Source organism: Megasphaera cerevisiae DSM 20462, from assembly GCF_001045675.1.
Lineage (GTDB): Bacteria > Bacillota > Negativicutes > Veillonellales > Megasphaeraceae > Megasphaera > Megasphaera cerevisiae.
Genome location: NZ_LEKT01000036.1, coordinates 1 through 21,738, shown reverse-complemented (window position 1 = coordinate 21,738; position 21,738 = coordinate 1). Strand labels below are relative to the sequence as shown.

The 21,738-nt window shown below is 45.9% G+C and carries 17 protein-coding genes; 9 read left to right on the top strand and 8 right to left on the bottom strand.

Annotated features, from left to right (window positions below):
- Positions 1 to 93: 93 nt before the first annotated feature.
- Positions 94 to 1,188 carry an acyltransferase family protein gene (locus AB840_RS10350; RefSeq protein WP_048514768.1) on the bottom strand — a complete coding sequence of 365 codons (1,095 nt, stop codon included), beginning with the start codon at positions 1,186 to 1,188 and terminating at the stop codon, positions 94 to 96.
- Between the two features lie 164 nt (positions 1,189 to 1,352).
- Here AB840_RS10350 and AB840_RS10345 point away from each other — a divergent pair, with 164 nt between their 5' ends.
- Entirely contained in the window at positions 1,353 to 2,072 is a 720-nt protein-coding gene (locus AB840_RS10345; protein WP_234984919.1) for an MgtC/SapB family protein, read from the top strand.
- Between the two features lie 33 nt (positions 2,073 to 2,105).
- On the opposite strand, the gene AB840_RS10340 is transcribed toward AB840_RS10345, so the two are convergent.
- The gene (locus tag AB840_RS10340; protein ID WP_048514767.1) at positions 2,106 to 2,657 is read right to left on the bottom strand and encodes a class I SAM-dependent methyltransferase; all 552 of its coding nucleotides are present in this window, start codon (positions 2,655 to 2,657) and stop codon (positions 2,106 to 2,108) included.
- A gap of 341 nt (positions 2,658 to 2,998) precedes the next feature.
- On the opposite strand from AB840_RS10340, the gene AB840_RS10335 reads away from it, so the two are divergent.
- Entirely contained in the window at positions 2,999 to 4,237 is a 1,239-nt protein-coding gene (locus AB840_RS10335) for a pyridoxal phosphate-dependent aminotransferase (RefSeq protein WP_048514766.1), read from the top strand.
- A 51-nt stretch (positions 4,238 to 4,288) separates the two neighbouring features.
- Here AB840_RS10335 and AB840_RS10330 read toward each other — a convergent pair whose 3' ends face one another.
- The 3 genes from AB840_RS10330 to AB840_RS10320 all read right to left on the bottom strand — a co-directional run bounded on the left by AB840_RS10330 (position 4,289) and on the right by AB840_RS10320 (position 7,371).
- Entirely contained in the window at positions 4,289 to 4,654 is a 366-nt protein-coding gene (locus tag AB840_RS10330; RefSeq protein ID WP_048514765.1) for a P-II family nitrogen regulator, read from the bottom strand.
- A gap of 12 nt (positions 4,655 to 4,666) precedes the next feature.
- A complete protein-coding gene (locus AB840_RS10325) occupies positions 4,667 to 6,067 on the bottom strand; it encodes an ammonium transporter (protein ID WP_048514764.1) in 1,401 nt (466 codons plus the stop codon).
- 329 nt (positions 6,068 to 6,396) lie between these two features.
- On the bottom strand, positions 6,397 to 7,371 hold the full coding sequence (locus tag AB840_RS10320; protein WP_048514763.1) for an AEC family transporter: 975 nt from the start codon (positions 7,369 to 7,371) through the stop codon (positions 6,397 to 6,399).
- Between the two features lie 158 nt (positions 7,372 to 7,529).
- Between AB840_RS10320 and AB840_RS10315 the strand changes: the two genes are divergently transcribed.
- Positions 7,530 to 8,435, top strand: coding sequence for a DMT family transporter (locus AB840_RS10315; RefSeq protein ID WP_048514762.1), 906 nt, complete (start codon positions 7,530 to 7,532; stop codon positions 8,433 to 8,435).
- A gap of 104 nt (positions 8,436 to 8,539) precedes the next feature.
- Here AB840_RS10315 and AB840_RS10310 read toward each other — a convergent pair whose 3' ends face one another.
- From AB840_RS10310 to AB840_RS10300, 3 genes are all read right to left on the bottom strand, one after another.
- Entirely contained in the window at positions 8,540 to 9,733 is a 1,194-nt protein-coding gene (locus tag AB840_RS10310; protein ID WP_048514761.1) for a M20 metallopeptidase family protein, read from the bottom strand.
- Between the two features lie 110 nt (positions 9,734 to 9,843).
- The gene (locus tag AB840_RS10305) at positions 9,844 to 12,948 is read right to left on the bottom strand and encodes an efflux RND transporter permease subunit (protein WP_048514760.1); all 3,105 of its coding nucleotides are present in this window, start codon (positions 12,946 to 12,948) and stop codon (positions 9,844 to 9,846) included.
- A gap of 4 nt (positions 12,949 to 12,952) precedes the next feature.
- Positions 12,953 to 14,212, bottom strand: a complete 1,260-nt coding sequence (locus tag AB840_RS10300; protein ID WP_234984920.1) for an efflux RND transporter periplasmic adaptor subunit — start codon at positions 14,210 to 14,212, stop codon at positions 12,953 to 12,955.
- Positions 14,213 to 14,401: 189 nt separating this feature from the next.
- Here AB840_RS10300 and AB840_RS10295 point away from each other — a divergent pair, with 189 nt between their 5' ends.
- The 6 genes from AB840_RS10295 (at position 14,402) to AB840_RS10270 (ending at position 21,113) form a co-directional block, all read left to right on the top strand.
- Positions 14,402 to 15,976: a ClC family H(+)/Cl(-) exchange transporter gene (locus tag AB840_RS10295; protein ID WP_048514759.1), complete on the top strand. Its 1,575-nt coding sequence runs from the start codon at positions 14,402 to 14,404 to the stop codon at positions 15,974 to 15,976.
- Positions 15,977 to 16,193: 217 nt separating this feature from the next.
- On the top strand, positions 16,194 to 16,778 hold the full coding sequence (locus AB840_RS10290) for a peptidoglycan-binding protein (protein ID WP_236684558.1): 585 nt from the start codon (positions 16,194 to 16,196) through the stop codon (positions 16,776 to 16,778).
- A gap of 183 nt (positions 16,779 to 16,961) precedes the next feature.
- Entirely contained in the window at positions 16,962 to 18,335 is a 1,374-nt protein-coding gene (gene glmU / locus AB840_RS10285; protein WP_048514758.1) for a bifunctional UDP-N-acetylglucosamine diphosphorylase/glucosamine-1-phosphate N-acetyltransferase GlmU, read from the top strand.
- 91 nt (positions 18,336 to 18,426) lie between these two features.
- Positions 18,427 to 19,392 (top strand): ribose-phosphate diphosphokinase, encoded by a 966-nt coding sequence (locus tag AB840_RS10280; protein WP_048514757.1) that lies wholly within the window; start codon positions 18,427 to 18,429, stop codon positions 19,390 to 19,392.
- A gap of 19 nt (positions 19,393 to 19,411) precedes the next feature.
- Complete coding sequence (gene pth / locus AB840_RS10275) at positions 19,412 to 19,984, top strand: aminoacyl-tRNA hydrolase (RefSeq protein ID WP_048514776.1); 573 nt, start codon at positions 19,412 to 19,414, stop codon at positions 19,982 to 19,984.
- A 145-nt stretch (positions 19,985 to 20,129) separates the two neighbouring features.
- Positions 20,130 to 21,113 carry an MBL fold metallo-hydrolase gene (locus AB840_RS10270; protein WP_048514756.1) on the top strand — a complete coding sequence of 328 codons (984 nt, stop codon included), beginning with the start codon at positions 20,130 to 20,132 and terminating at the stop codon, positions 21,111 to 21,113.
- The last annotated feature ends 625 nt before the right edge of the window (positions 21,114 to 21,738 follow it).

The following is a 21,738-nucleotide window of genomic DNA, read 5'->3' as shown; positions in this document are numbered from 1 at the left end:
AAGCACTCCCGTTCTTAAATTTTTGCGCAAAAAAAATTGCATGACATACCATATATCATATCATAAAAAGCGACACGGACGGTAGGGGGACGGCTATATAAAATACTGCTTCTTAAAACACGGCAGATGAATCAACGCGTATTTGCTAATCAAATATCCGTAAATAAATGTCAATGTCAGAATAAGAATAATCTTAAAACAACCTCCGAGTGCCAGTGGCTGCAGAAAGTAAGCCGTAGTTTGGAGCAGTGTTTCGCTTACGAAATACAGTGGATAGGAAATATGTGCCAGCGTAATGGTGAAACGGGTATTCTGATTGCCCCATTTAGCAAAAACAGCAGTCAAAGCCAATAATCCTGACAGCGATAAAAGTGATGCCGCAGCGGCCGAAAGAACTGGCAATGCCGGCCCCGCATAGACGGACAGGAGGCAGGCATACATAACCGAAATAATCAAAAAAACGGGAAGCCAGGCTGCGGATGGCGTATATCCATGAGGCGTCAGCCAACGGTATTTATAGGCATGGACACCCAGAAAGAAGTATATAAGAGAAGTAATAAGAAAATTAGCCCGAAAAGTAAATACATAGAGCAGGTTGATCCAATGATTGCTCCATACAGACTGTGTAATGTACAATCCAAGTGAGTGAAGAATAAAAATTCCTGTCCAGAATAAAGGCCCGGGGATCGAGGCAGGTTTGCGCTGCAGGAAGGCATGACTGCATTTTTTGGCAGCTATGAGAAGAAGAAAAAAGCCTAGTAATAAACTTAAAAACCAAAACTGTCCTTGACTAAAGCCATCACTCCAGAAGTGGTAGAGGTAAAAATCTGTAAAGCTGATGGTGCTGTCGTGATTAAGGTAAGAAAAAAATGCCGGCTCCGGCGCCAGAATCAGAACGCCAAACAACCAGGGCCAGCCCAGCCGTATCCATTTTTCCTTGAAAAATACACGAGATACATGAATGTGCAGTGACGACGATCCAAAGAAGGCACTGATAAAGAAGAGTACAGGCAGTATAATCTGTGCGCTCCACGAAATAAATATGTCAGCTCCCCAGCTGCGTGTTTGTGCTAATAGATAGGCATGGCTGTCAGGATAGATCATAAATTCACTGGCAGCAGAACAGATAATGGCCAAAAGAATAACACAGGTACGGAGGTTATCAATAAAAAAAATCCGTTTACCCATAATAATACACTTCCTCTTTTTCTAAAAATATATATAATAGATGATAGACATGGCATAGCGGTATTCTATGCATCTATATCTTAGCATATATTATAATACATATATATTAACTTTTTTTAAAGAGAGATAAAAGAGTTTAAAAATAATAAATGGAGATGATCTATATGATTATCAGTATGGCAGACGGGATCATCCGCTTATGTGTGGCGGTGCTGCTGGGCGGTATTATTGGGTACGAAAGGCAGGCTAAAAGTAAGGCTGCCGGCTTCCGGACACATATGCTGGTATGTGTCGGTTCATGCTTGTGTATGATTATATCCATCAACATTGCTATGGAGTGGAATTTTGTTTATGGGTATACAAATGCGGATCCGGAACGCATTGCGGCGCAAGTCATTTCCGGAGTTGGCTTTTTAGGGGCCGGAACTATTTTGGCAAACCAAAAAGAACGAAATGTACGCGGTCTTACTACGGCAGCCAGTATATGGGCTGTCGCGGCTATTGGATTGGGAGTCGGAGCCGGCTATTGGGAAATGTCTGCGGCAGCGACAATGATGATTTTTATAATTTTGACTATTTTTATGCGTATGGATACTTTGCTGAACAATCATTACCGGAAGAACTATATGTTTCATATCGTGATGAAAAATACAGTAGGCCAGTCCCGCCGTCTGGGTACTTTTTTTCAGGAACGTCATCTGAAAATGGAATCCTTTCAAACGGTGTCTGCTGAGGAAGGTCCGTCTGCAGAATTAAAAATAGACGTGTCATCTGCCTGCTATATTGATGAAGGGGTTGTAATCAGCGAGCTCTTGGCGTTAAAGGGCATTACCATGGCGGAACTGAAATTAGTTGAAAAGGAAAATTGTGATAAAGAGGAATAAAAACGGCAGCGAAGACAAGGACTTCGCTGCCGTTTATTTTTGACAGTAGAAAAGGAATGCCGGCGGTATATTGCGCAGCTCAAATTGTATGTGAACCTGTCGAAAATAATGTCGGAACAGGGGGGACATCATAGGAGAGTACTGAAAGGTAATGAATATTCCCCTTTCTGATAGTGACGAGTGAATTCGCTTCATAATCATGGTTCTTTGTTCTGCTTTAAATATTGAAATGGGAAGGCCGGAAAGAATGCAGTCTGCGTGGGCAAGACCGAGTCCGCGTAATAGGTAGGGCAAATTCTCGGCATGGCTGCCGAAATGACAAAGGGGAAAACAAAGCTCTAAATAGGAGCGCATCAGTGGGTCTTGCTCAACGATAAGCAAGGTACTTCCATATTTTTTATGAGCCGCGATGTGTTTGGTAAATACTCCTGTACCGGCTCCCAGTTCGACGATTGTATTTATGCTGTGCCAGGGAACAGGTGCCAGCAGTCTTTGGGCTAAATAGTGGGAGCTCGGCGTGCAGCTGCCTATTTTGGCCGGATTGTCCATGAATTTTTTCCATAATATACTGCGGTCTTCTATCATGCGAATTACCATCCTCTTCCTGTATATAGGAGATATCTGCCGCTGACGGCATTAGGAGCAGATCAGAATCAAAAGAATGATTTCTCATACATAGTATACAGACACTATGTAAATACCAGTTAAATGAATAGAAAATTGTATATAAATTTTAGTATAGTCATGAAATAAAACGGCGGTATCAGCAGTATATGCCGGGCAAGATCGGATTATTTTTTCTGTCAATATTGCCCGGCAATGTATTCATTATTATTTTTTGAAATATATATTCATTCTATTGAAAGAAGCGTATAATATAAAAGAATAAGCAAAATTTTAAATTGGAATAACAGGGGGATTGTTACATGGCTACTTTTATGGCTGCATCCAGCCGGGAAGGCAAGAAATTAAATGATGTGATTTTTAGTGCCAGTGCGGCTGCGCGAGCGGCGGCTCAGCAATACGGGGCGGAACATATCGTCAATGCGACTGTCGGCTGCTATGCCGGCGATGATGAAAAATTGGGTTGCTTGCCTGTTGTGGAAAAAATATACAGATCCCTTCCGATGAGTGATTTTATTGCATATGCACCGCCGATTGGATTGGAAGGATATCGAAAGGCTGCGATTAGCGAAACTTTTGAAAATCAAATACCGGAAGGATATGCAGATGCGGTAGCGACTGCCGGTGGAACAGGCGCGATTCATATTGCCATTGCTAATTATTCGGAGGCCGGAGAATGCGTACTGGCAGCAGATTGGCGATGGGGTGTATATGACGGTTTGTGCAGTGAGATCGGACGGAAGCTTACAACATTTGCCCTGTTCGATGGCAATCAGGCCTTTAACATCGAGTCTTTTTCTTCTGCTGTAGCAGATATATTGCGAAAACAGGATTCCCTTTTGATTATTCTGAATACCCCTGCCAATAATCCGACAGGTTTTGGCATGTCCTGCCAGGATTGGACGGAAGTCCTGCAGGTGTGCAGGCTGCATGAAAAACAAGGGAAACGTATCAGTATTCTTGTTGATATTGCGTATATTGCCTTTGCCGGTGATAAAAATGAGACGCGCAGATTCATGAGACTGTTCAGTAATCTTCCTGAACATATTTTTACTATGTTTGCTTACAGTATGTCCAAAGGATACACTTTATATGGACAGCGTGCCGGAGCTTTGGTGGGAATATCATCCAGCCGGGAGGTTATCCGCGAATTTGCGGAATTGGGACGGTATTCCGCAAGGACATCCTGGTCTAATGTCAATCGGGCAGCTATGACATTGTTGATGATAGTTCGCGGTGATACGGGGCTGCAGCAGCAGATTGATGCGGAACGCGCGGCATTTTTTGAAAAAATTCGCCAGAGAGCTGCCGTGTTTATGGCAGAAGCCGGACAATGCGGCTTACGAGTTGTACCCTATCAGACGGGGTTCTTTATCTCGGTTCCGACCGTCGCCTCGCAGGCTGTTTGTGAACAGCTCCAAGGCCAGCGCATTTATGCAGCGCCGCTGGCTTTGGGAGTGCGTCTGGGTGTCTGTTCCATCCCAATTGCTAAGATACCGGGATTAGCAGCAAAGGTCAAACAAGCCGTAGATGCGGTATAATGCGAAAAGGACACTTCATTTTGAAGTGTCCTTTTCGCATTATACCATGTATTATTCTTTTTCGTCCATAATAGCCAATGGTCCCCTGTCCCCTGTGCGAATACGGACGGCATCTTCGACAGTATATACAAATATTTTGCCGTCGCCGACTTTGCCTGTTTTGCAGACGCGTTCTGCCGTTTCAATTACTTTTTCGACGGGTACTTCGCATACGACCGTTTCGACTTTGATGCCGGGAAGCAGATTGATGTTATATTTTTGACCGCGGTATACTTCTACATATCCCTTCTGCAGTCCGCAGCCAAATACCTGACTGACGGTCATGCCCATGACGCCGATAGCGTTTAAGGCTTCTTTCAATTCTTCCAACTTGCTGGGCCGTGTGACGATATCAATTTTAGTTATTTTTCTATCCATATGAATCACTCCCTATAAGTTGTGGTTATTCATACCAATATCATTAATAGTAGATGTGTTGAGCGGTGCACTTAGCGTATCCTCAAACGGACTGCCACTCATAATTGCCTGATTATAGCCGCGTTCGCCGTGTTCAGTAATATCAAGTCCCGTAACTTCTTCCGATTTATCAGCACGCATAGAGGTAAAGGAGTTGACGATTTTAAACAAAATAAAGGATCCGAAAATGGCCAGCGCATAGGCAACGAAAATTGACACGATTTGTGCAAATAAAAGGTGTGTTTCACCATAAAACAAGCCGTTGGCACCTGCCGGATTGACTTCTGTTGTAGCCCAGAGGCCGGTTGCTACAGCACCCCAGGTACCACCGATACCATGAATACCGAAAGCATCCAGCGAATCGTCATAGCCCAATTTTGTTTTCAAAAGAGCGACGGAATAATAGCAGATAACGCCGCCTACAGCACCGATGATGATCGCCGGCATAGGAGCTACAAAGCCAGCTGCCGGCGTAATGGCAACAAGCCCGGCAATACACCCGGAAGCAGCGCCGAGGACGGTTGGCTTGCCATTCGAAATCCATTCGATCAACACCCATGATACGGTTGCCGCGGCGGCAGCTGCCTGGGAGGTAACGAACGCATTGGCAGCCAGGGCATTGGCGCCAAGGGCGCTGCCGGCATTGAAACCAAACCAGCCGAACCACAACAAGGTAGCACCTAAAACGGTCATAGGCAGATTATGAGGCAGCATAGGAATTTTACCAAGACCATGACGTTTGCCCAAGAGGAGACACAATGTCAGGCCGGATACGCCGGAAAGAATATGGATGACAAGGCCGCCGGCAAAATCAAGCGCCCCTAGTTTGGCCAAAAAGCCGCCGCCCCATACCCAGTGTGCCATAGGATTGTAAATAAATATAGCCCATAAAAGAATAAAGATAGCAAATGCCTGAAATTTGACACGTTCGGCAAATGCGCCTGTAATCAGCGCCGGTGTGATCACGGCAAACATACATTGGAAGGCAACAAAGGCAAGTTCAGGAATCGTGCCATTTTCAAGAATGGAAGAGCCTACGCCGGCGAGACCGACCTTATCTAAAGAACCAATAAATCCACTAATATCTGTGCCAAACGTCATAGCATAGCCAAGAATAATCCATTCTACTGAAATCATAGCCACGATAAAAAAGCTCTGCATAATAGTCGTCAATACATTTTTGCTGCGAACCATGCCGCCATAGAAAAATCCAAGTCCCGGCGTCATGATGAATACCAGCGCCGCACTGATCAAGACCCAGGCAGTATCACCTGTATCTATTTGAGCGGCTCCCGAGTCGGCAGCCAGCGCGGATGGCGCGGCCAAAAGCATGCATGGCAGTGTCAAACGCAAAATCGACAATAATTTTTTCATACGAACCGTCTCCCCTCTGACAAATAAAAAAATGACGCCTTTTTTAGAATAAAAAATAAAATTTATTCTAGAAAAAAGACGTCATCGTCTGCATGGTATTTTATTGTTACCAATAGAGAAAGCCATGATACAATCAGGTACCTTGATGTATCATGGCTGCATTGCCTTCTCGATGATTCTATTGATGTGTTACATTATAATTGGAAATTTATAAAATGTCAATAACTTTTTTTATGGTTGTATGACTTAAGTTATTTTTATATTGAAAAATATTAAAAATATTAAATTTATATAATAACTTAAAGATCGCTTTGCAATTACGTTTGTTTTTACACAAATAGAATATGTCCTAAAAAAATATAAAAAGTCAACGAAACAGCACTTAATGCCGTAGTGTTCATAACGATCTGTGTGGCATAGTCCGGATTATTGCCGAATTCCATAGCAAATAAAGCTGTATTTACCGCTGTGGGAATGGCACAGTAAATCAGAAAAACTGTTGAACTCACGGCTGTAAAGGTGCCGGGAATCAGCGCATTGGCAATATAAATCATAGACAAGCCGATGAGGGGAAGTACAAACAGCTTCAGCAGGCTGACGATCCAGACCTCCCGGTTGAACCATTCAATTTTGGTTTGGGATAACTGTGCGCCGATACTGACCATGGCTACGGGGAGAAGTGCTTTGCCGGACATTTCCGCAATGGGCCAGAAAAAAAATTCTTTGGCATCCCAGCCGATATAGCGAATGAGCAGCGCTGCGGCGAGAACGTAAATCATGGGCATACGGAACATGACGCGCAGCGTATCATGGGCTGACAGACGGCCGCGCCCTGCCTGGTACAAGCCCAATGTGTTTAAAGCAACGCTTTGAACGATAAAAATAATGATTTGCACAACCATGGCTTCTGCCAGATACGGTGTCTGACCATTTACGACAAAAGGAGCGTGAGAAAATACCAGGATAATCAAGGCAACACCGAGGTTACCGGTATTATTAAACATAAGTGCGTTGCGGCAGGACTGCAGCATGCCAGGATCATAGTGACGAAGCTTGCTGATACCGTTGGCCAGCAAAAAACAGATGATCATAAAAATAAACAGGGCAGCGATCATGCTGGTGCTGGTTGGCGGGAAATCAGTAGTGTATACATTGGTAAAAATAAAGCTGGGGATAACCAGATAAAACATAAACTTAGATAACGTTTTGACATCAATGCCGAATTTTCTATCCAAAAAAAAGCCAATCAGGACAAGAAGAAAAATAGGCAGCATCGTATGTTCGACGATGAACCAGAAAACCATGGGATACCTCTCTTTTTAGTGAAAAATTACCGTTACACTATATATTATATCTCAATGCAGATGAAAACAAGAGAAATAGGGAAATTTCAGTCAAAAATAATTGGATTTATTGCCTTTTAGAGATATCCATGATACACTCCTCCTATTGGAGGTGTGTTATGATTTTGCAATTGTCCCATGCCGGATCCTTTCGGGCCAAGGGGTATGTACTGGCTGTTGTCGGCTCTATGTTTTGGGGGGCATCCGGAATTGCCGGCCAATTTCTTTTGCAGAACCGGGGTGTATCGCCGGAATGGTTTGCTTCCAGCCGTATGATTCTTGCGGGACTTATTCTGTTGGCATATGACGCTGCCTGCTATAAGGGAGATATTTTTTCTATCTGGAGGGATAAACGAGAAGCCGTCCGGCTTCTCATTTTTTCCGTTGTTGGTATGTTAGGCGTCCAATATACATATTTTACGGCCATACATCTCAGTAATGCACCGACGGCTACGATTATTCAATATACGATGCCCATTCTGATTCTGTTCTGGGATTCATTGACCGGACGGCATCTGCCGGGGCGGCGGCAATGCCTGTGCGTGGGGTTGGCAATCATGGGTACTTTTTTGATTGTGACGCAAGGCCGGTGGGGCACTTTGTCTGTGTCGCCGCAGGCCTTGACATGGGGCCTTTTTTCGTCTGTAGCGGCTGCCTTTTATACCGTTCAGCCTAAAGGGCTCATCCGGCGGTGGCGGTCTTCCCTAGTCGTCGGATGGGGAATGTTGACAGGCGGCATTGTATTTTCGCCGGTGTCCCGGCCTTGGATATTTGTGGGATACTTTGATACGGCGGCTGTTTTGGCGTTTGCTTTTGTTGTCGTATTCGGCACGGCAGTAGCCTTTTGGCTGTACCTGTCAAGTGTGGAATATATCAGTCCCGGTGAAGCCAGCCTGCTCAATTCAGTGGAACCGTTGTCATCAATTGTATTGTCCATGCTGATTTTCGGTATGACCTTCGGTGCGGCGGAAGGGCTTGGTGCAGCTTTGATTATCGGTACCGTACTGATGGTGACAAAAAAATAAAAAATTTCTCATGGAGATGCAAAAAAGCCGGCTCTTGCAGCCGGCTTTTTGTATTTTTATAAAATGTTTTGATGATGCTATTAGCATATATACTGTGTGGCAGATTATGCATATGACTTGAAATAGTAGACGATTTTCAGCATGGTTTCGCACATGTATTTGAGTGCGTTGCTGTCCCAGTGAAAATCCGGGGAATGACCAAGGACGGGAGTATCTCCGCAAATGCCGACATAGTAAAAGGTACTGGGAACAGCGGCACTGAAATAGGCGAAATCTTCTGAACCGGAACCGCGCTGCATAGAAATAACATCTATCCGGTCTGCGCATTGTTCTTTCAAGATAGCCTCAACCCGGGCTGTTATGGTTTCATCATTGATGCATACTGGCGAGAAAGGAACAATATGCAGATCATACGTGCCGCCGTATATTTCCGTGACGGACTGAAGTATGCGGTCAAGTTTGGCTAGAATATCCTTTCTCTTTGCCTCGGTATACGTCCGCAGCGTGCCCTTCAATTCTGCTGTATCGGGGATCACGTTGGGACTGTGACCTGCCTGAAACTGTCCGAAGGTAAGGACGACACCATCGCCGTCAGCACGGCGGTTATACACATAATTCTCAATAGACTGAACGATATCCACGCCCATCTGGATAGGGCTGACGCAGACAGATGGCTGCGAACCATGACCACCCTGACCATGCAGTGTAATCGTAAAATCATCGCAGGAAGCTGAAATCTCACCGCGCCGGAGACCTATACAGCCTTTAGGCAGCCCGCCTGCGACATGGAGCCCCAAAGCATACTCGACGCGGGGATCATTTAGAATGCCGGCGTCGATCATGCGGGCAGCGCCGCCATTTCCTTCTTCTGCCGGCTGGAACGCGAGACGAATCGTACCGCGCAGGCAGTCCCGATGTTGATGGAGAATCTTTGCGACGCCGAGCAGGTTGGCGGCATGACCGTCATGACCGCAGGCATGCATGACGCCGTCTACAAGAGAAGAGTATGGGCAGTTATATTTTTCTGACAGCGGCAGTGCGTCGATGTCGGCACGAAGCAACACTATCGGGCCGGGCAAGCTGCCGCGGATCAAACCGGTCACGCCGGTACCGGCAATAATTTTTACGTCTTCAATACCCATGAGAGATAATTCCTGAAAAATGGTTTTGCAGGTATCGAATTCTTTTTCGCTCAATTCAGGATGAGCATGGAAATATTCCCGCATTTCCATCATATAAGGCAGTGTTTTGCGCACCGCTTCATGTATATTGAAGGTTGGTTTGTAAGTATCGAGCATTGCCGTACGCCTCCTTTTGAGCATCGTATTATGCAATTCGGATTTACTTATACTTATTTCTATAATATATAATGAAAATCCTGCTGTCAGGCAGGATTTTTTTGCAGATTTTATTTATGGTTGCCGGAAATTTTCTTTTTTAGTAGAAAAGGAAGAGAAATCTTGTGTGTTTCTAAAAAGATAAAAATAATGGGAATAATCACCAGGGTAAACACTGTCGAGGTCAGCAGACCGCCAATAACGACGACGGCCATGCTGGAACGCGTTTCTGAACCGGCAGTCATGGAAAGAGCTGTTGGCAGCAGGCCGACAATCATAGTCAAGGTTGTCATGAAAATAGGGCGCAGGCGCACTCGCCCCGCTTCTATGATTGCGCTGCGGGGATCCATGCCGTGTCCCATCAGCGTCAGCGTGTAATCCAGCAGCAGCGTGCCGTTTTTGGCCACGATGCCGTCCATGACGAGAATACCGATAAGCGAATATAAATTGATCGTGTTATTCGTCAGGAAAAGAAGAAATAATGATCCTATAAGGCCCAGCGGCAGAGACAGCATACGGATAAATGGTGTTTTTACCGACTCATACAAAATGGCCAGAATCATGTAGATCAGAATAAGAGAGAGCAGAAGCGCTTCGCCGAGATCCTTAAAAGTCGTAGTCATCTGGTCGGCCTGGCCGGTGAAGCGATACGTAATTCCTTTCATATCCATGCCGTTCAAGGTTGCGGTAAGCTCTTGAATCACGTCGTTTAAAGGCCGGCCCTGCAAGGTGCTTCCCAACGTAATGCTTCGCTCCTTATCCGTACGGCGAATGGTGACCGGGCCAGTTTCTGCCCGGACCTTTGCGACATCGGCGACGTAGATAAGGCGGTTAGAAGCATTCAGGGGAATCGTTTCCAAATCGGAAATATGGAAGCCGTCAGATCCTTTCAGACGGACATAAATATCTGTGTCGTTATTATCATTTTTGGGGTCGTTGGCAAGAACACCGGCTTTTTGTCCGCTGATAGCATTGGAAAATGTATTAGTCAAATCTCCCAGAGAGGTACCGTACTGCTTCAGCTTAGTACGATCAATATCCAGTTGATATTCCGGCATGCCATCTTCATAGGAACTGCTTACATCGCGGACGCCTGTAATATCGTTTTGCATGATTTTCTGAATTTCCCGCGATTTGCTGATCAGCTCCTCTGTGTTTTTTCCTCGCAGCTCCAGCCGGAGATTGCCGGAACCACCGCCATAGCCGCCGGAGGTGCCGGATACGGAGGCTTGGTTTTCTTTGACTCGGACATCTCCGTCCAGCACGTTTTGGGCTGCAAAATCACGAACGTCATTGGTAATCTGCCAAATGGAACGAGACCGGTCCTGACGGTTTTTCAGCGTAACTTGAATATTGGCTTCATTTAAGCTGCGGCCGCCGACCATCGCAGTATAATACGTAACCTCAGGAAGCGTATTTAAATACGCTTCTAATTGCCGTGTCGCTTTGTCGGTGCGGTCCAGATTGGCGTTGGTTGGCAGCTGCAGGGTAATGCGAAAGCCGCTTTCATCAGTCTGCGGCATAAATTCCGAGCCGACAAGGCCGCTGGGGATGAGCGCAACAGCGGCTAAGAAAAAAATACAAACCGGAATAAACAGTCTTTTACTGTGATCCAGGCTCCAAATCAGAATTTGTGAGTAGTGATCTCTGGCCCAGTTTTCTATAGTATCCATTCTGCGCCATAACGGCCGGTCGGGAATTTTTAACCCCAGACGGAATAAACGAGATGCCAGCATGGGAGTCAGTGTAAAAGAAACAAACATGGAAAAAAGAGTAGCAAAGACGATGGTCAGCCCGAATTGTTTGAAATATTGGCCTACCATACCGGTCATAAACGCGATGGGAAGAAAGACGACGACATCGCACAGCGTAATAGCGATAGCTGCCATACCTATTTCCATTCGTCCATTCAGCGCGGCATCTCGGGGCAGTTCGCCTTTCATCAGGTGACGATGGATATTTTCCAGCACGACGATGGAATCGTCGACAAGAATGCCCACGCACAAGGCCATACCCATAAGAGACATCATGTTGAATGTAAAGCCAGCCATATACATGACAAAAAATGTGGCAATAAGAGACGTAGGAATCGCGATCATGACAGCCAAGGTGGACCGCCAGCCGCGCAGGAAAAAAAATAAAACCGTTCCCGTCGTAATAAGCCCTTCAATAAGCGTGTGCAGTGTGTTGTTCAGGGAATTGCGGACGTAAGAGGCCGATTCATCTGTGACCGTAAACGTATAATCCGGATTGTCCTGACGGAGTGTTTCTAACTTTTTGTTGATATTATCTACCGTAGAGACCACGTTAGCGTCGCTGTTTTTGTAAATCGCCATGACAACTGCATCGGTACCGTTGACACGGGCATAACGGGTAACGCGCTGATCCTGACGCTTAATAGTGGCAACAGCGGTCAAGGGGATTTTTACGCCCTGAGCATTTGTGACCTGAATTTGAGAAATTTCATGCTCGTCTGTATATTGGGCTTTGACTCGCACATCTGTTGTCGTCGCATCAGAATAAATCGTGCCGGACGGCATGAGGATATTTTCTGATTTCAGCGCGTTGACAACCTCGGTCAAGGTCATGTCGTAATGAATCAGCTTGTCTTTATCAATTTCCACGGCGATTTCTTTATCTCTGCCGCCGTTCAAATCCATTTCGGATACGCCGTCAGCCTGCTGAATAACGTCCTGGAAGTCGTTTTCTACCATAGAATAAATATCATCAAGGGGCTTGCCGGACTGGACGGCAACATACATGATGGGTGTGGCATTCACGTCGCGTTTAATGACGACCGGCTCATCAATGCCGTCAGGAAGCTTGCCGCGAATGGCATTAATCTTCTTCGTTGCATCGATCGCCGCGGCATCCGCATTGGCAGAGAAATCCAGCTCCAAGGTAATACGTGCCTGTCCATAGGAGGCTGTTGAGGTCATATGTTTCAGGTTGGATACGGATGACAGCGCGTCCTCCATAGGCTTTACGACCTGCTGCTCAATAGATTCTGCATTGGCTCCATCGTAATTGACGGATACGGTGACATACGGCGTATTCAGTGCCGGCAGCAGTTCTACGCCGATACGGTAAAAACTGAATAAGCCGAGAACCACGAAAAAGGCAACGGCCATACAGATTCCGATAGGGCGGTCAATGGAAAATTTAGTCAGATTCATGCCTTCACCTGGTTTCTTGTTCGATAGTAACAGCGGTCCCGTTTTTCAAGCGGGCCAGATTGGTGGTGGCAATGGTATCGCCATCAGATACGCCCTCCGTAATTTCGACATAGTCGTCATTGCGCAGCCCTGTTTTTACGGTGCGAATCTCAATGGTATTATCCGGCCTGATCATATAAAGCTGACTCACGCCGCTCTGCTCGGATAAGGCATCCTTAGGGACAAAGCACGTGTTTTGTCGCTGCAGTACATCCACGGATGACTGAGCAAACATTCCGCCGCGCAGCGTGGCCGGAGGCTGCGCTAAGGTAATCCGGACAATATATGTTTTTGCTGTAGGATCCATGGCGGGACTGACGTAGGTAATCGTACCATTATAGGTATGGGCCAGCGATTCGATAGAGACCGTTACGGGCATTCCAACTTGCATGGCAGCTACATCAGCCTCTGAAAGCGGGCAATCTATGTACATGCCGCTGGTATCGGTAATTGTCAGAACCTTGGTATTGGCAGCTGCCATGGCGCCGACTTCTGCATTGCGGTATGTAATGACTCCGGCACGCGGAGCCCGTATCGTCATATCTGTGAGCTGCTTGCCTATGCTGTCTACTACATAACTGGCCTTAGCCTGAGCTGCATATTTTTCGGCGATAACTGCCGGTGTATCGCCCACATTTTGTGATTGAAGATTGTCGAGCGCGGATTTTGCTACGATGAGGGCCTGATACATGGTATCCAGATCCTTTTGAGAGACTGCCCCTTCTTCTTTCAAAATGACATATCGGTTGTAATTCATATTTGCCGTGGCGTAATCGACCTGCGCCCTTTGCAGGTCGGAGGAAAATTGAGATTGTGCCGCCTTGGTGTCGGCGGCTGCCTGCGAAAGTGCGGCTTGGTCCTGCTGTAAGGTAAGACTGGTATCTTCTGTGTCTTGAACGAGTAAAATTTGATTGGGCGCTACTACGTCCCCCAGCTGTACATTGACGGCTGCGATATTGCCGGCATATTTTGTCGATAAATCAACTTGCGCCAGCGGGACTGTCTGTCCCGATAAAGAAATTTTGCGCATCATATCCTTTCGCGTGATATGGTATGCTTGAACAGAAGCTTGGGCGAGATCTCCCTGATGCTTTTGCGTGACGTTGGAATGGCTGAACGCATAAATGGCAGCACAGGATAATAGAAAGACGAGGGCAAAAGCAATCCATTTTCCGCGGCGGCTGCGCATATAGCGGGAAAACCGGAATTTCGGCAAAGTAGGCATGGCTAAGAACTCCTATACGATTTGTGTAAGCATATCTTTATATAATACTGTTATAATAATGCGTCAGATCAGAAAAGGCAATAGATGTATGTAAAAGTTCAGTATATTTAGAAAACGTTTAAATTTTTCTACCCGCTGGCACAGGGTCTATGCTATAATGACGACAGTATTATTTGGGAGTGGATAGATATGCAAATTAATAAACAGCTTTTTTCTGCTATAGAAACATTGAGTCACTGGCCGCGGTTTCGACTGCGGCTGTTTATCGAAGGAGCTTTTGTAGGCGTGTTGTCAGGAAGTATTATCAGCTTTTTTCGCTGGACTCTGGATGCAGGAACCGCATATAGGGAAAAATTATATGAAACTATATTAATGCCTGGGAATATTCTCGCAAATGTCCTGTGGTTTGCTTTGCTGCTGGCAGCGGCATGGTTATTGTGGCGCCTCAGCGAGCATGAACCAAATGCTGGCGGCAGCGGCATTCCGCAGGTCAAAGGAGTTATATTAGGAGCTGTTCGCATGCGATGGCTGCGTATTTTATGGGTCAAGCTGATCGGCGGCATCGTGGGTATCGGCCTGGGACTATCCCTTGGCAGAGAAGGTCCGTCTATTCAGATTGGTGCTGTTACAGCGCAGGGCCTGAGCCGCGGCTTGGGACGCACACGCATGGAGGAACGCTATTTGATTACTGCCGGTGCCAGCGCCGGTTTGGCGGCGGCCTTTAATGCCCCTCTGGCCGGCGTTATTTTTGCATTGGAGGAGCTGCATCGCAATTTTTCCGGCGTGGTTCTGGCACCGGCGATGGCCGCAGCTTTGATGGCCACTATGGTAAGCCGCATTGTTTTTGGCCGCGAACCTATTTTTCATTTTGGTATGCTGCCGCCGTTTCCGCTGCACTATATGTGGATTGCCGTGCTTTTGGGAATTGTTATTGGGATGGCGGGTGTTATATTTAATAAGGGACTTTTAGGCGTCCGTTCTTTTTACAATCTGCCTGTTTTCCGCAACGGCTATATGCGCATTGCTTTTGCTCTTGTTGTGGCCGGTGTGCTGGGCTATACTTTTCCGCAGGTCCTTGGCGGCGGCAATGAATTGATCAACAGCTTGTATACGCTGCCCTTATCCATGAAACTGTTTCTGGCACTGCTGATTGGCAAGTTTTTGTTTACCCTTATCAGCTATGGCTGCGGCGTGCCCGGTGGTTTTTTCCTTCCCATGCTTGTCCTCGGAGCATTGACTGGGAGCGTTGTTGGTATGGTATTGATCCAACTGGGGATTATATCAGCCTATTATTTGTCCAATATTGTTGTCATATCCATGGCGGCTTTTTTTGCGGCCTCTGTCCAATCGCCCGTTACGGGAACTATTTTGATTATGGAAATGACCGGCTCATATGAACATTTGCTGGTTTTATGTACGGCATCCATGATTGCCCTTGTTGTTGCTCAAGGCTGCAAGGGACAACCTATTTATGATGCGCTGCTGGAACGAACGCTTGCCAAGAAACAAACACCGGTTTCTGCAGAGGAACGAAGAAATGTTCTCGAACTGATCGTTTCCAGCGGCAGTGCCGTTGATGGCAAATATGTCGGACGTATTTCCTGGCCGGGGCATGTGGCGCTTATTGATATTAAAAACAGCACAGGAGAAATTATCCCTGATTTTGATACGCGTCTGCATGCCGGCGACTATATATATGTGTTGACGGATTCGGTTGAAGGAGCGGAAGCAGTGAGAAATCTGGTGGAACAAGAAAAAGAGTGAAAATGCATAATAATTATAAAAAATAGTACCAGGTACTAAAAAACCATTTCCGAAGTGGGATATTAACTTATATATTGAAAACGGACATGTCAATAATAGAGAATAAAAATATAAAAAATGAAGCATAAATACTAAAAATTTTGACTTATATCTTCATTTTTGGTATAATTCTTCCGTAATTAATTTTAAGTTTTGATGCTTTTAAAGAGGTGGTTTTTTGAGGAACCGAATACTGATTTTGTGTACAATGATATTTGTGTTTGCATTTTCCTCACTGGTTTGTGCAAAAGTCGAAATGGGAATGAGTGGATCTGCTGTACAGAGTGTGCAATATATGCTTATGGATACAGGATATTTGTCTAACGGAGCAGATGGAGTGTTTGGGAGTGGAACGGCAGGCGCTGTCAAACGATTCCAGGCAGATCATGGACTGGACGTAGATGGCGTCGTAGGTCCACAGACCATGGCGGCTCTTTCAGAAGCCAGTGGACGGCCAATTCCTGATGAAGCCGATTACGGCAGCGGGCAAAGGTCCATTGTTATGGATGCTACGGCATATACCGCAGAGGATCCGGGAAACAGCGGTTATACCGCAAGCGGACAGCGGCTGCAGCGTGGCATGGTATCTGTAGATCCCAGCGTTATTCCGCTGGGGACACGGCTGTATATCGAAGGATATGGCTATGCCGTTGCCGAGGACACCGGCGGATCGATTGTCGGGAATCGTATTGATTTAGCTATGGATTCAACCAACGAAGCGTTAAACTTTGGCAGAAGAAGTGTTGTCGTCTATGTATTGTAAGTACTGTAGAATTGAACATGATGTCGTATGAGGAGGGAGAGGCGTGTGCCTCTCCTTTTATTTCTTCTCAAGCTTAAATCGAATTTTATCGTATTTTTGTAAAAAAACTATGTATTTTCCATGTTATTTGTGTTATCCTGAAAAGGACATTATAGTTAGTGGTTTCAGGGAGGCTTATACTGAATGAAGGATACTATTGCACTCATTTTAGCTGCAGGAAAAGGAACCCGGATGAAGTCCAAAGTTCCTAAAGTTCTCCATCGGGTAGGAGGAATTCCTATGGTGGAACAGGTGCTGCGGACTGTCAAAGCGGCTGGAATGCAAAGACAGATCGTCGTTGTCGGATTTGGCGGCGAGGCCGTTCAGGAATACTTGGGTGATCGGGCTGAAACGGTCATGCAGACCGAACAGCTGGGTACCGGCCATGCGGTGCTGCAGGCTGAAACGTTGCTTAGAGGTGCTGCCGGTACGCTGCTTGTTACGTGCGGCGATACACCGCTTGTTACGAAGGACACATTTAGATATATGTTGGAGCAGCATGAAAAATCACACGCTGCGGCGACAGTACTGACGACGCATATGCCGGATCCGACTGGCTATGGCCGGGTGATGCGTGATGACGCAGGACGAGTCATCAAGATTGTAGAACAAAAAGATGGATCACCGGCGGAATTAGCTGTCAATGAAGTCAATGCGGGTATTTATTGTTTTGATATGGAATTGCTTTGGGACATGCTCCACCGAATAACCAATACCAATGCGCAGGGAGAATATTATCTGACGGATATTATCGGTATGCTTGTATCTGCCGGGAAACTCGTCAGTGCTTTTGCTGCGCCCGATTATAAGGAAACGCTGGGAGTTAATTCCCGTCAGCAGATGGCAGAAGCGGAACAGGTGCTGCGCTGCCGCAAGTTGAATGAGCTCATGACGGAAGGCGTTTCTGTAATTGATCCTGACAATACCTATGTAGATACGACGGTTTTTGTCGGTTGCGATACCGTGTTGTATCCCGGTACGATTCTGGAAGGGGACACCCACATTGGAGAGGACTGTCAGATCGGCCCATACGTTCGCATGACTAACGTCAAAATGGGTAACGGAAATCATCTCCAATTTACGTATGCTCATGATTGTGAAATAAAGAATGGCTGTGAAGTCGGCCCGTTTGTTCATTTTCGGCCCGATACGACGATCGGCAATCATGTGAAGGTCGGCAATTATATGGAGGTCAAGAATTCTATTATCGGAGACGGCACAAAGCTGCCGCATCTGAGCTATATCGGTGACAGTGATGTCGGCAGCTGTGTGAATATCGGCTGCGGTACCATTACGGTCAATTATGACGGAAAAAATAAGCATCGGACGGCGATTGCCGACCATGCTTTTGTTGGCTGCAACAGTAATCTTGTTGCCCCCGTTTCTGTAGGTAAATATGCCTATGTTGGTGCTGGTTCAACGGTTACAAAGGATGTACCGGCAGGCGCGTTGGCTGTGGGACGTGCTAAGCAGCGCAATATTGAAGGCTGGGTAAAGGACAATACCTATAAAAAGTAATATCATGCCATTGGCATACCAGTAGAGTTTATCGGTTATATATCGAATACATATATTATACTTTTAAAACAATCTATTTAGGAGGCTCAACATGAGTTACGAAGACGGGAAAAAGCTGAAAATTTTTACAGGAAATGCCAATCCGAAGCTGGCAAAGGAAATTGTCGATTACTTGGGATTGGAACTGGGAAAGGCTTTTGTTGGCAAATTCAACAATGGTGAAATCCAAGTCCTGATTGATGAAAGTGTCCGCGGTAAGGATGTGTTCGTTATCCAGCCGACATGCCAGCCGGCAAATGACACACTGATGGAATTATTGATTATGGCAGACGCTTTGAAACGTGCTTCAGCAAAACATATTACAGCTGTTGTCCCATATTATGGATATGCCCGTCAAGACCGTAAAACACGGGGCCGCGAACCAATTACCTCTAAATTGGTTGCTGATCTGATGACGACTGCCGGCATTACCCGCGTTGTTACGATGGACCTCCATGCAGGTCAGATTCAAGGCTTTTTTGATGTTCCTGTAGATCATCTCGGCTCTGCGTCTATTATCGCAAAATATCTGAATCAGAAAAAAGAAGAAATGGATATGGGAGATATCGTTGTCGTATCCCCTGATTTAGGAGGAGTTACCCGTGCACGAGATCTGGCCGATCGCATCAATGCGCCTATTGCTATCATTGAAAAACGACGTCCCCGTCCGGGCGTGGCGGAGGTCATGAATGTTATTGGTGATATTAAAGGCAAAACCTGTATTATTATTGATGATATTGTAGATACGGCAGGCTCTCTCTGCGGCGGTGCTAAGGCTTTGAAGGAATTAGGCGCCTCTCGTGTATATGCAGCCTGTGCCCATGCTGTACTGACCGATCCGGCAGTGGACCGCATTAAAAAATCTGTTATTTCTGAACTTATTATTACCAATACGATTCCCTTGCCGGATGAAAAAAAGATCGACAAAATTAAGGTGCTTTCTGTTGCGCCCCTTCTTGGAGAAGCTATCATGCGGATTTTCCATGATGTTTCTGTAAGTCGTTTATTTGATAAATAAGGATAAAGTCACTGTGCATATGATCGTAGGCTTGGGAAATCCCGGCCATGAATATGAAAAATCGAAACATAATACGGGCTTTCGTGTCATTGATAATCTGGCTGCACGTTGGAAAATTACGACATGGCAGCATAAGATGGATGCGGAAATTGCCCAAACGATGATAGATGGCGAGAAAATTATCTTGGTCAAGCCACAGACCTACATGAATAACAGCGGACAGTCTGTAGGGCCGCTTATGCGCTGGTATAAAGTGGAACAGTCTGATGTGTACGTTATATATGATGATATGGACTTGGCAGTAGGCCGTATTCGCATCCGCAAAAGCGGCAGTGATGGCGGACATAATGGCATTAAAAGCCTATTGGCCAATGGCTGTACTGATTTTATCCGATTTCGTGTCGGCATTGGCAGACCCTTGCCGCATCATGATGTCGTCGATCATGTATTGACCCCCTTTCCAGACGAGCTGATTCAGCCGTATGCAGAAGGCCTGGAAGCTGCGGCCATCGCGGTGGAGGGCTGTCTGGAGCTGGGCGTGGATAAGGGTATGAACCGATATAATCCGAAAAAGAAGAAAAAAGCAGAATAGATGGAAATACTGAAAGACATTGCAGGGTGCGATCCTTTTCGCAGCATGTAATGTCTTTTTCTGTTTTTTTTGATATAATACATACATGTGTTTCCGTATATATGGCGGTCAAAATACAAATATCAGCGAGAAGAGGCAGAATACGATGATTCAGCAATTATTTCACAATCCCGACATATATCAGATAGAAGTTGATTTGCCGGATAATCCATTGAAATATCTTAATTCATATGTTGTTAAAGGAAAAATGCATAATCTTGTCATTGATACGGGCTTCAACCGTCCGGAATGCCAAAAAGCGTTGTTCGATGGCCTGCAGGAATTAGACGTTGATCTGCAGTGTACGGACTTGTTTCTGACACACCTGCATGCCGATCATACGGGACTGGTAGGGGCCTTTGCCACGGCGGGCTGTCCTATCTATATGCATGGGATCGACTATACTTATTTGAAGGATTCGGCAGATGGCACGACCTGGCGATTTACAGAACAGAATTTTATGCGTGAAGGAATGCCGGCGGCGGATATTGAGAAACAATTTTCCAATCAGGCTCGAAAATATTCACCGCAAATCAATTTTTCTGTCAAAACGGTAAGCGATGGAGATATGGTTCGTCTGGCGGATACAGATTTTCACGTTATTCATACGCCGGGCCATACGAAAGGACTTTGCTGTCTTTATCTGCCCAAACAAGAAATATTCTTTACAAGTGATCATATTTTGTTTGATATTACGCCTAATATTCAGATCTGGTCCAATATGCGCGATGCCTTGGAACAATATCTGCAAAGTCTGGATAAGGTATATCAGTTACCGGTGCAATTGGCACTGCCCGGTCATCGTAAAGGAAATATATCTATTGCCGGACGTATTGATGAAATCAAAGAACATCATCGGAATCGCCTGCAGGAGATTCTTGATATTGTGAAGACGCAGCCTCATATGACTGCCTTTGAAATAGCCCCGCATCTGACATGGTCTATGCGCGGCAAAAAGTGGAATGAATTTCCACCGACGCAGAAATGGTTCGCTATGGGAGAAACCCTGGCGCATATCGAATACCTGGTGCATCATGGACGACTGGCAAAAGAAGAACGGAACGGCGTATTTTTGTATGCCTTGGCATGATTGCCGTACAGGAAGCGACGGCCTTGCGGCAAAAAATGAATCGGCATATCCCTGGCAGTTTATAAGCCAGACCCTGTTTTTACAGCTTAAAAGCCCTGTCCCAAACGCGTAAAAGCCTATGGACAGGGCTTTTATTTGCAGGTGCAGGCAAAGGCTGTAGAACCCACTCATGTAGCGCGTTACAAGCTTTGCAGATATAGAAAAAATTCTCCCGCCTTCTCGCAAGGAGTTCATTCAAGAAATCAGCCCGCCCTTCACATCCGCAATAAATGGGGACGCGGTATAAATTCGTCAGGAGCACATAATCATGGTACCCGCTCTTGCGCAACATACCAAAAACGCAGAAATTACAAAAAAAATATTTTCTCAAAACAGACGAAAGACAGCATACAGGGCATATGATATCTATGCTATTTTGAAAAAATGTCCAAATGGATCATTTTTATGTCCGAATGGAGTAGAAGGATTGGGCTGTATTTGATATAATGGCAAACAGAAAATGATTACTGGTATCGAAAATAGATACTATGTGGAAATGGAGAAGCCTTATGAACTATACAGCAGCAAGAATGCCTCGTCGTGCCTGGTATGCCGGTCTGTCCTGGGCTGTCGCACTGTGGCTGAC

Coding starts and splice junctions, on each gene's coding strand:
- AB840_RS10295 (WP_048514759.1), top strand. CDS start 14,402: ATGCAAATTAATAAACAGCTTTTTTCTGCTATAGAAACATTGAGTCAC.
- AB840_RS10315 (WP_048514762.1), top strand. CDS start 7,530: ATGATTTTGCAATTGTCCCATGCCGGATCCTTTCGGGCCAAGGGGTAT.
- AB840_RS10300 (WP_234984920.1), bottom strand. CDS start 14,212: ATGCCTACTTTGCCGAAATTCCGGTTTTCCCGCTATATGCGCAGCCGC.
- AB840_RS10335 (WP_048514766.1), top strand. CDS start 2,999: ATGGCTACTTTTATGGCTGCATCCAGCCGGGAAGGCAAGAAATTAAAT.
- AB840_RS10280 (WP_048514757.1), top strand. CDS start 18,427: ATGAGTTACGAAGACGGGAAAAAGCTGAAAATTTTTACAGGAAATGCC.
- AB840_RS10345 (WP_234984919.1), top strand. CDS start 1,353: ATGATTATCAGTATGGCAGACGGGATCATCCGCTTATGTGTGGCGGTG.
- AB840_RS10310 (WP_048514761.1), bottom strand. CDS start 9,733: ATGCTCGATACTTACAAACCAACCTTCAATATACATGAAGCGGTGCGC.
- AB840_RS10340 (WP_048514767.1), bottom strand. CDS start 2,657: ATGATAGAAGACCGCAGTATATTATGGAAAAAATTCATGGACAATCCG.
- AB840_RS10325 (WP_048514764.1), bottom strand. CDS start 6,067: ATGAAAAAATTATTGTCGATTTTGCGTTTGACACTGCCATGCATGCTT.
- glmU (WP_048514758.1), top strand. CDS start 16,962: ATGAAGGATACTATTGCACTCATTTTAGCTGCAGGAAAAGGAACCCGG.
- AB840_RS10350 (WP_048514768.1), bottom strand. CDS start 1,188: ATGGGTAAACGGATTTTTTTTATTGATAACCTCCGTACCTGTGTTATT.
- AB840_RS10320 (WP_048514763.1), bottom strand. CDS start 7,371: ATGGTTTTCTGGTTCATCGTCGAACATACGATGCTGCCTATTTTTCTT.
- AB840_RS10305 (WP_048514760.1), bottom strand. CDS start 12,948: ATGAATCTGACTAAATTTTCCATTGACCGCCCTATCGGAATCTGTATG.
- pth (WP_048514776.1), top strand. CDS start 19,412: ATGATCGTAGGCTTGGGAAATCCCGGCCATGAATATGAAAAATCGAAA.
- AB840_RS10270 (WP_048514756.1), top strand. CDS start 20,130: ATGATTCAGCAATTATTTCACAATCCCGACATATATCAGATAGAAGTT.
- AB840_RS10330 (WP_048514765.1), bottom strand. CDS start 4,654: ATGGATAGAAAAATAACTAAAATTGATATCGTCACACGGCCCAGCAAG.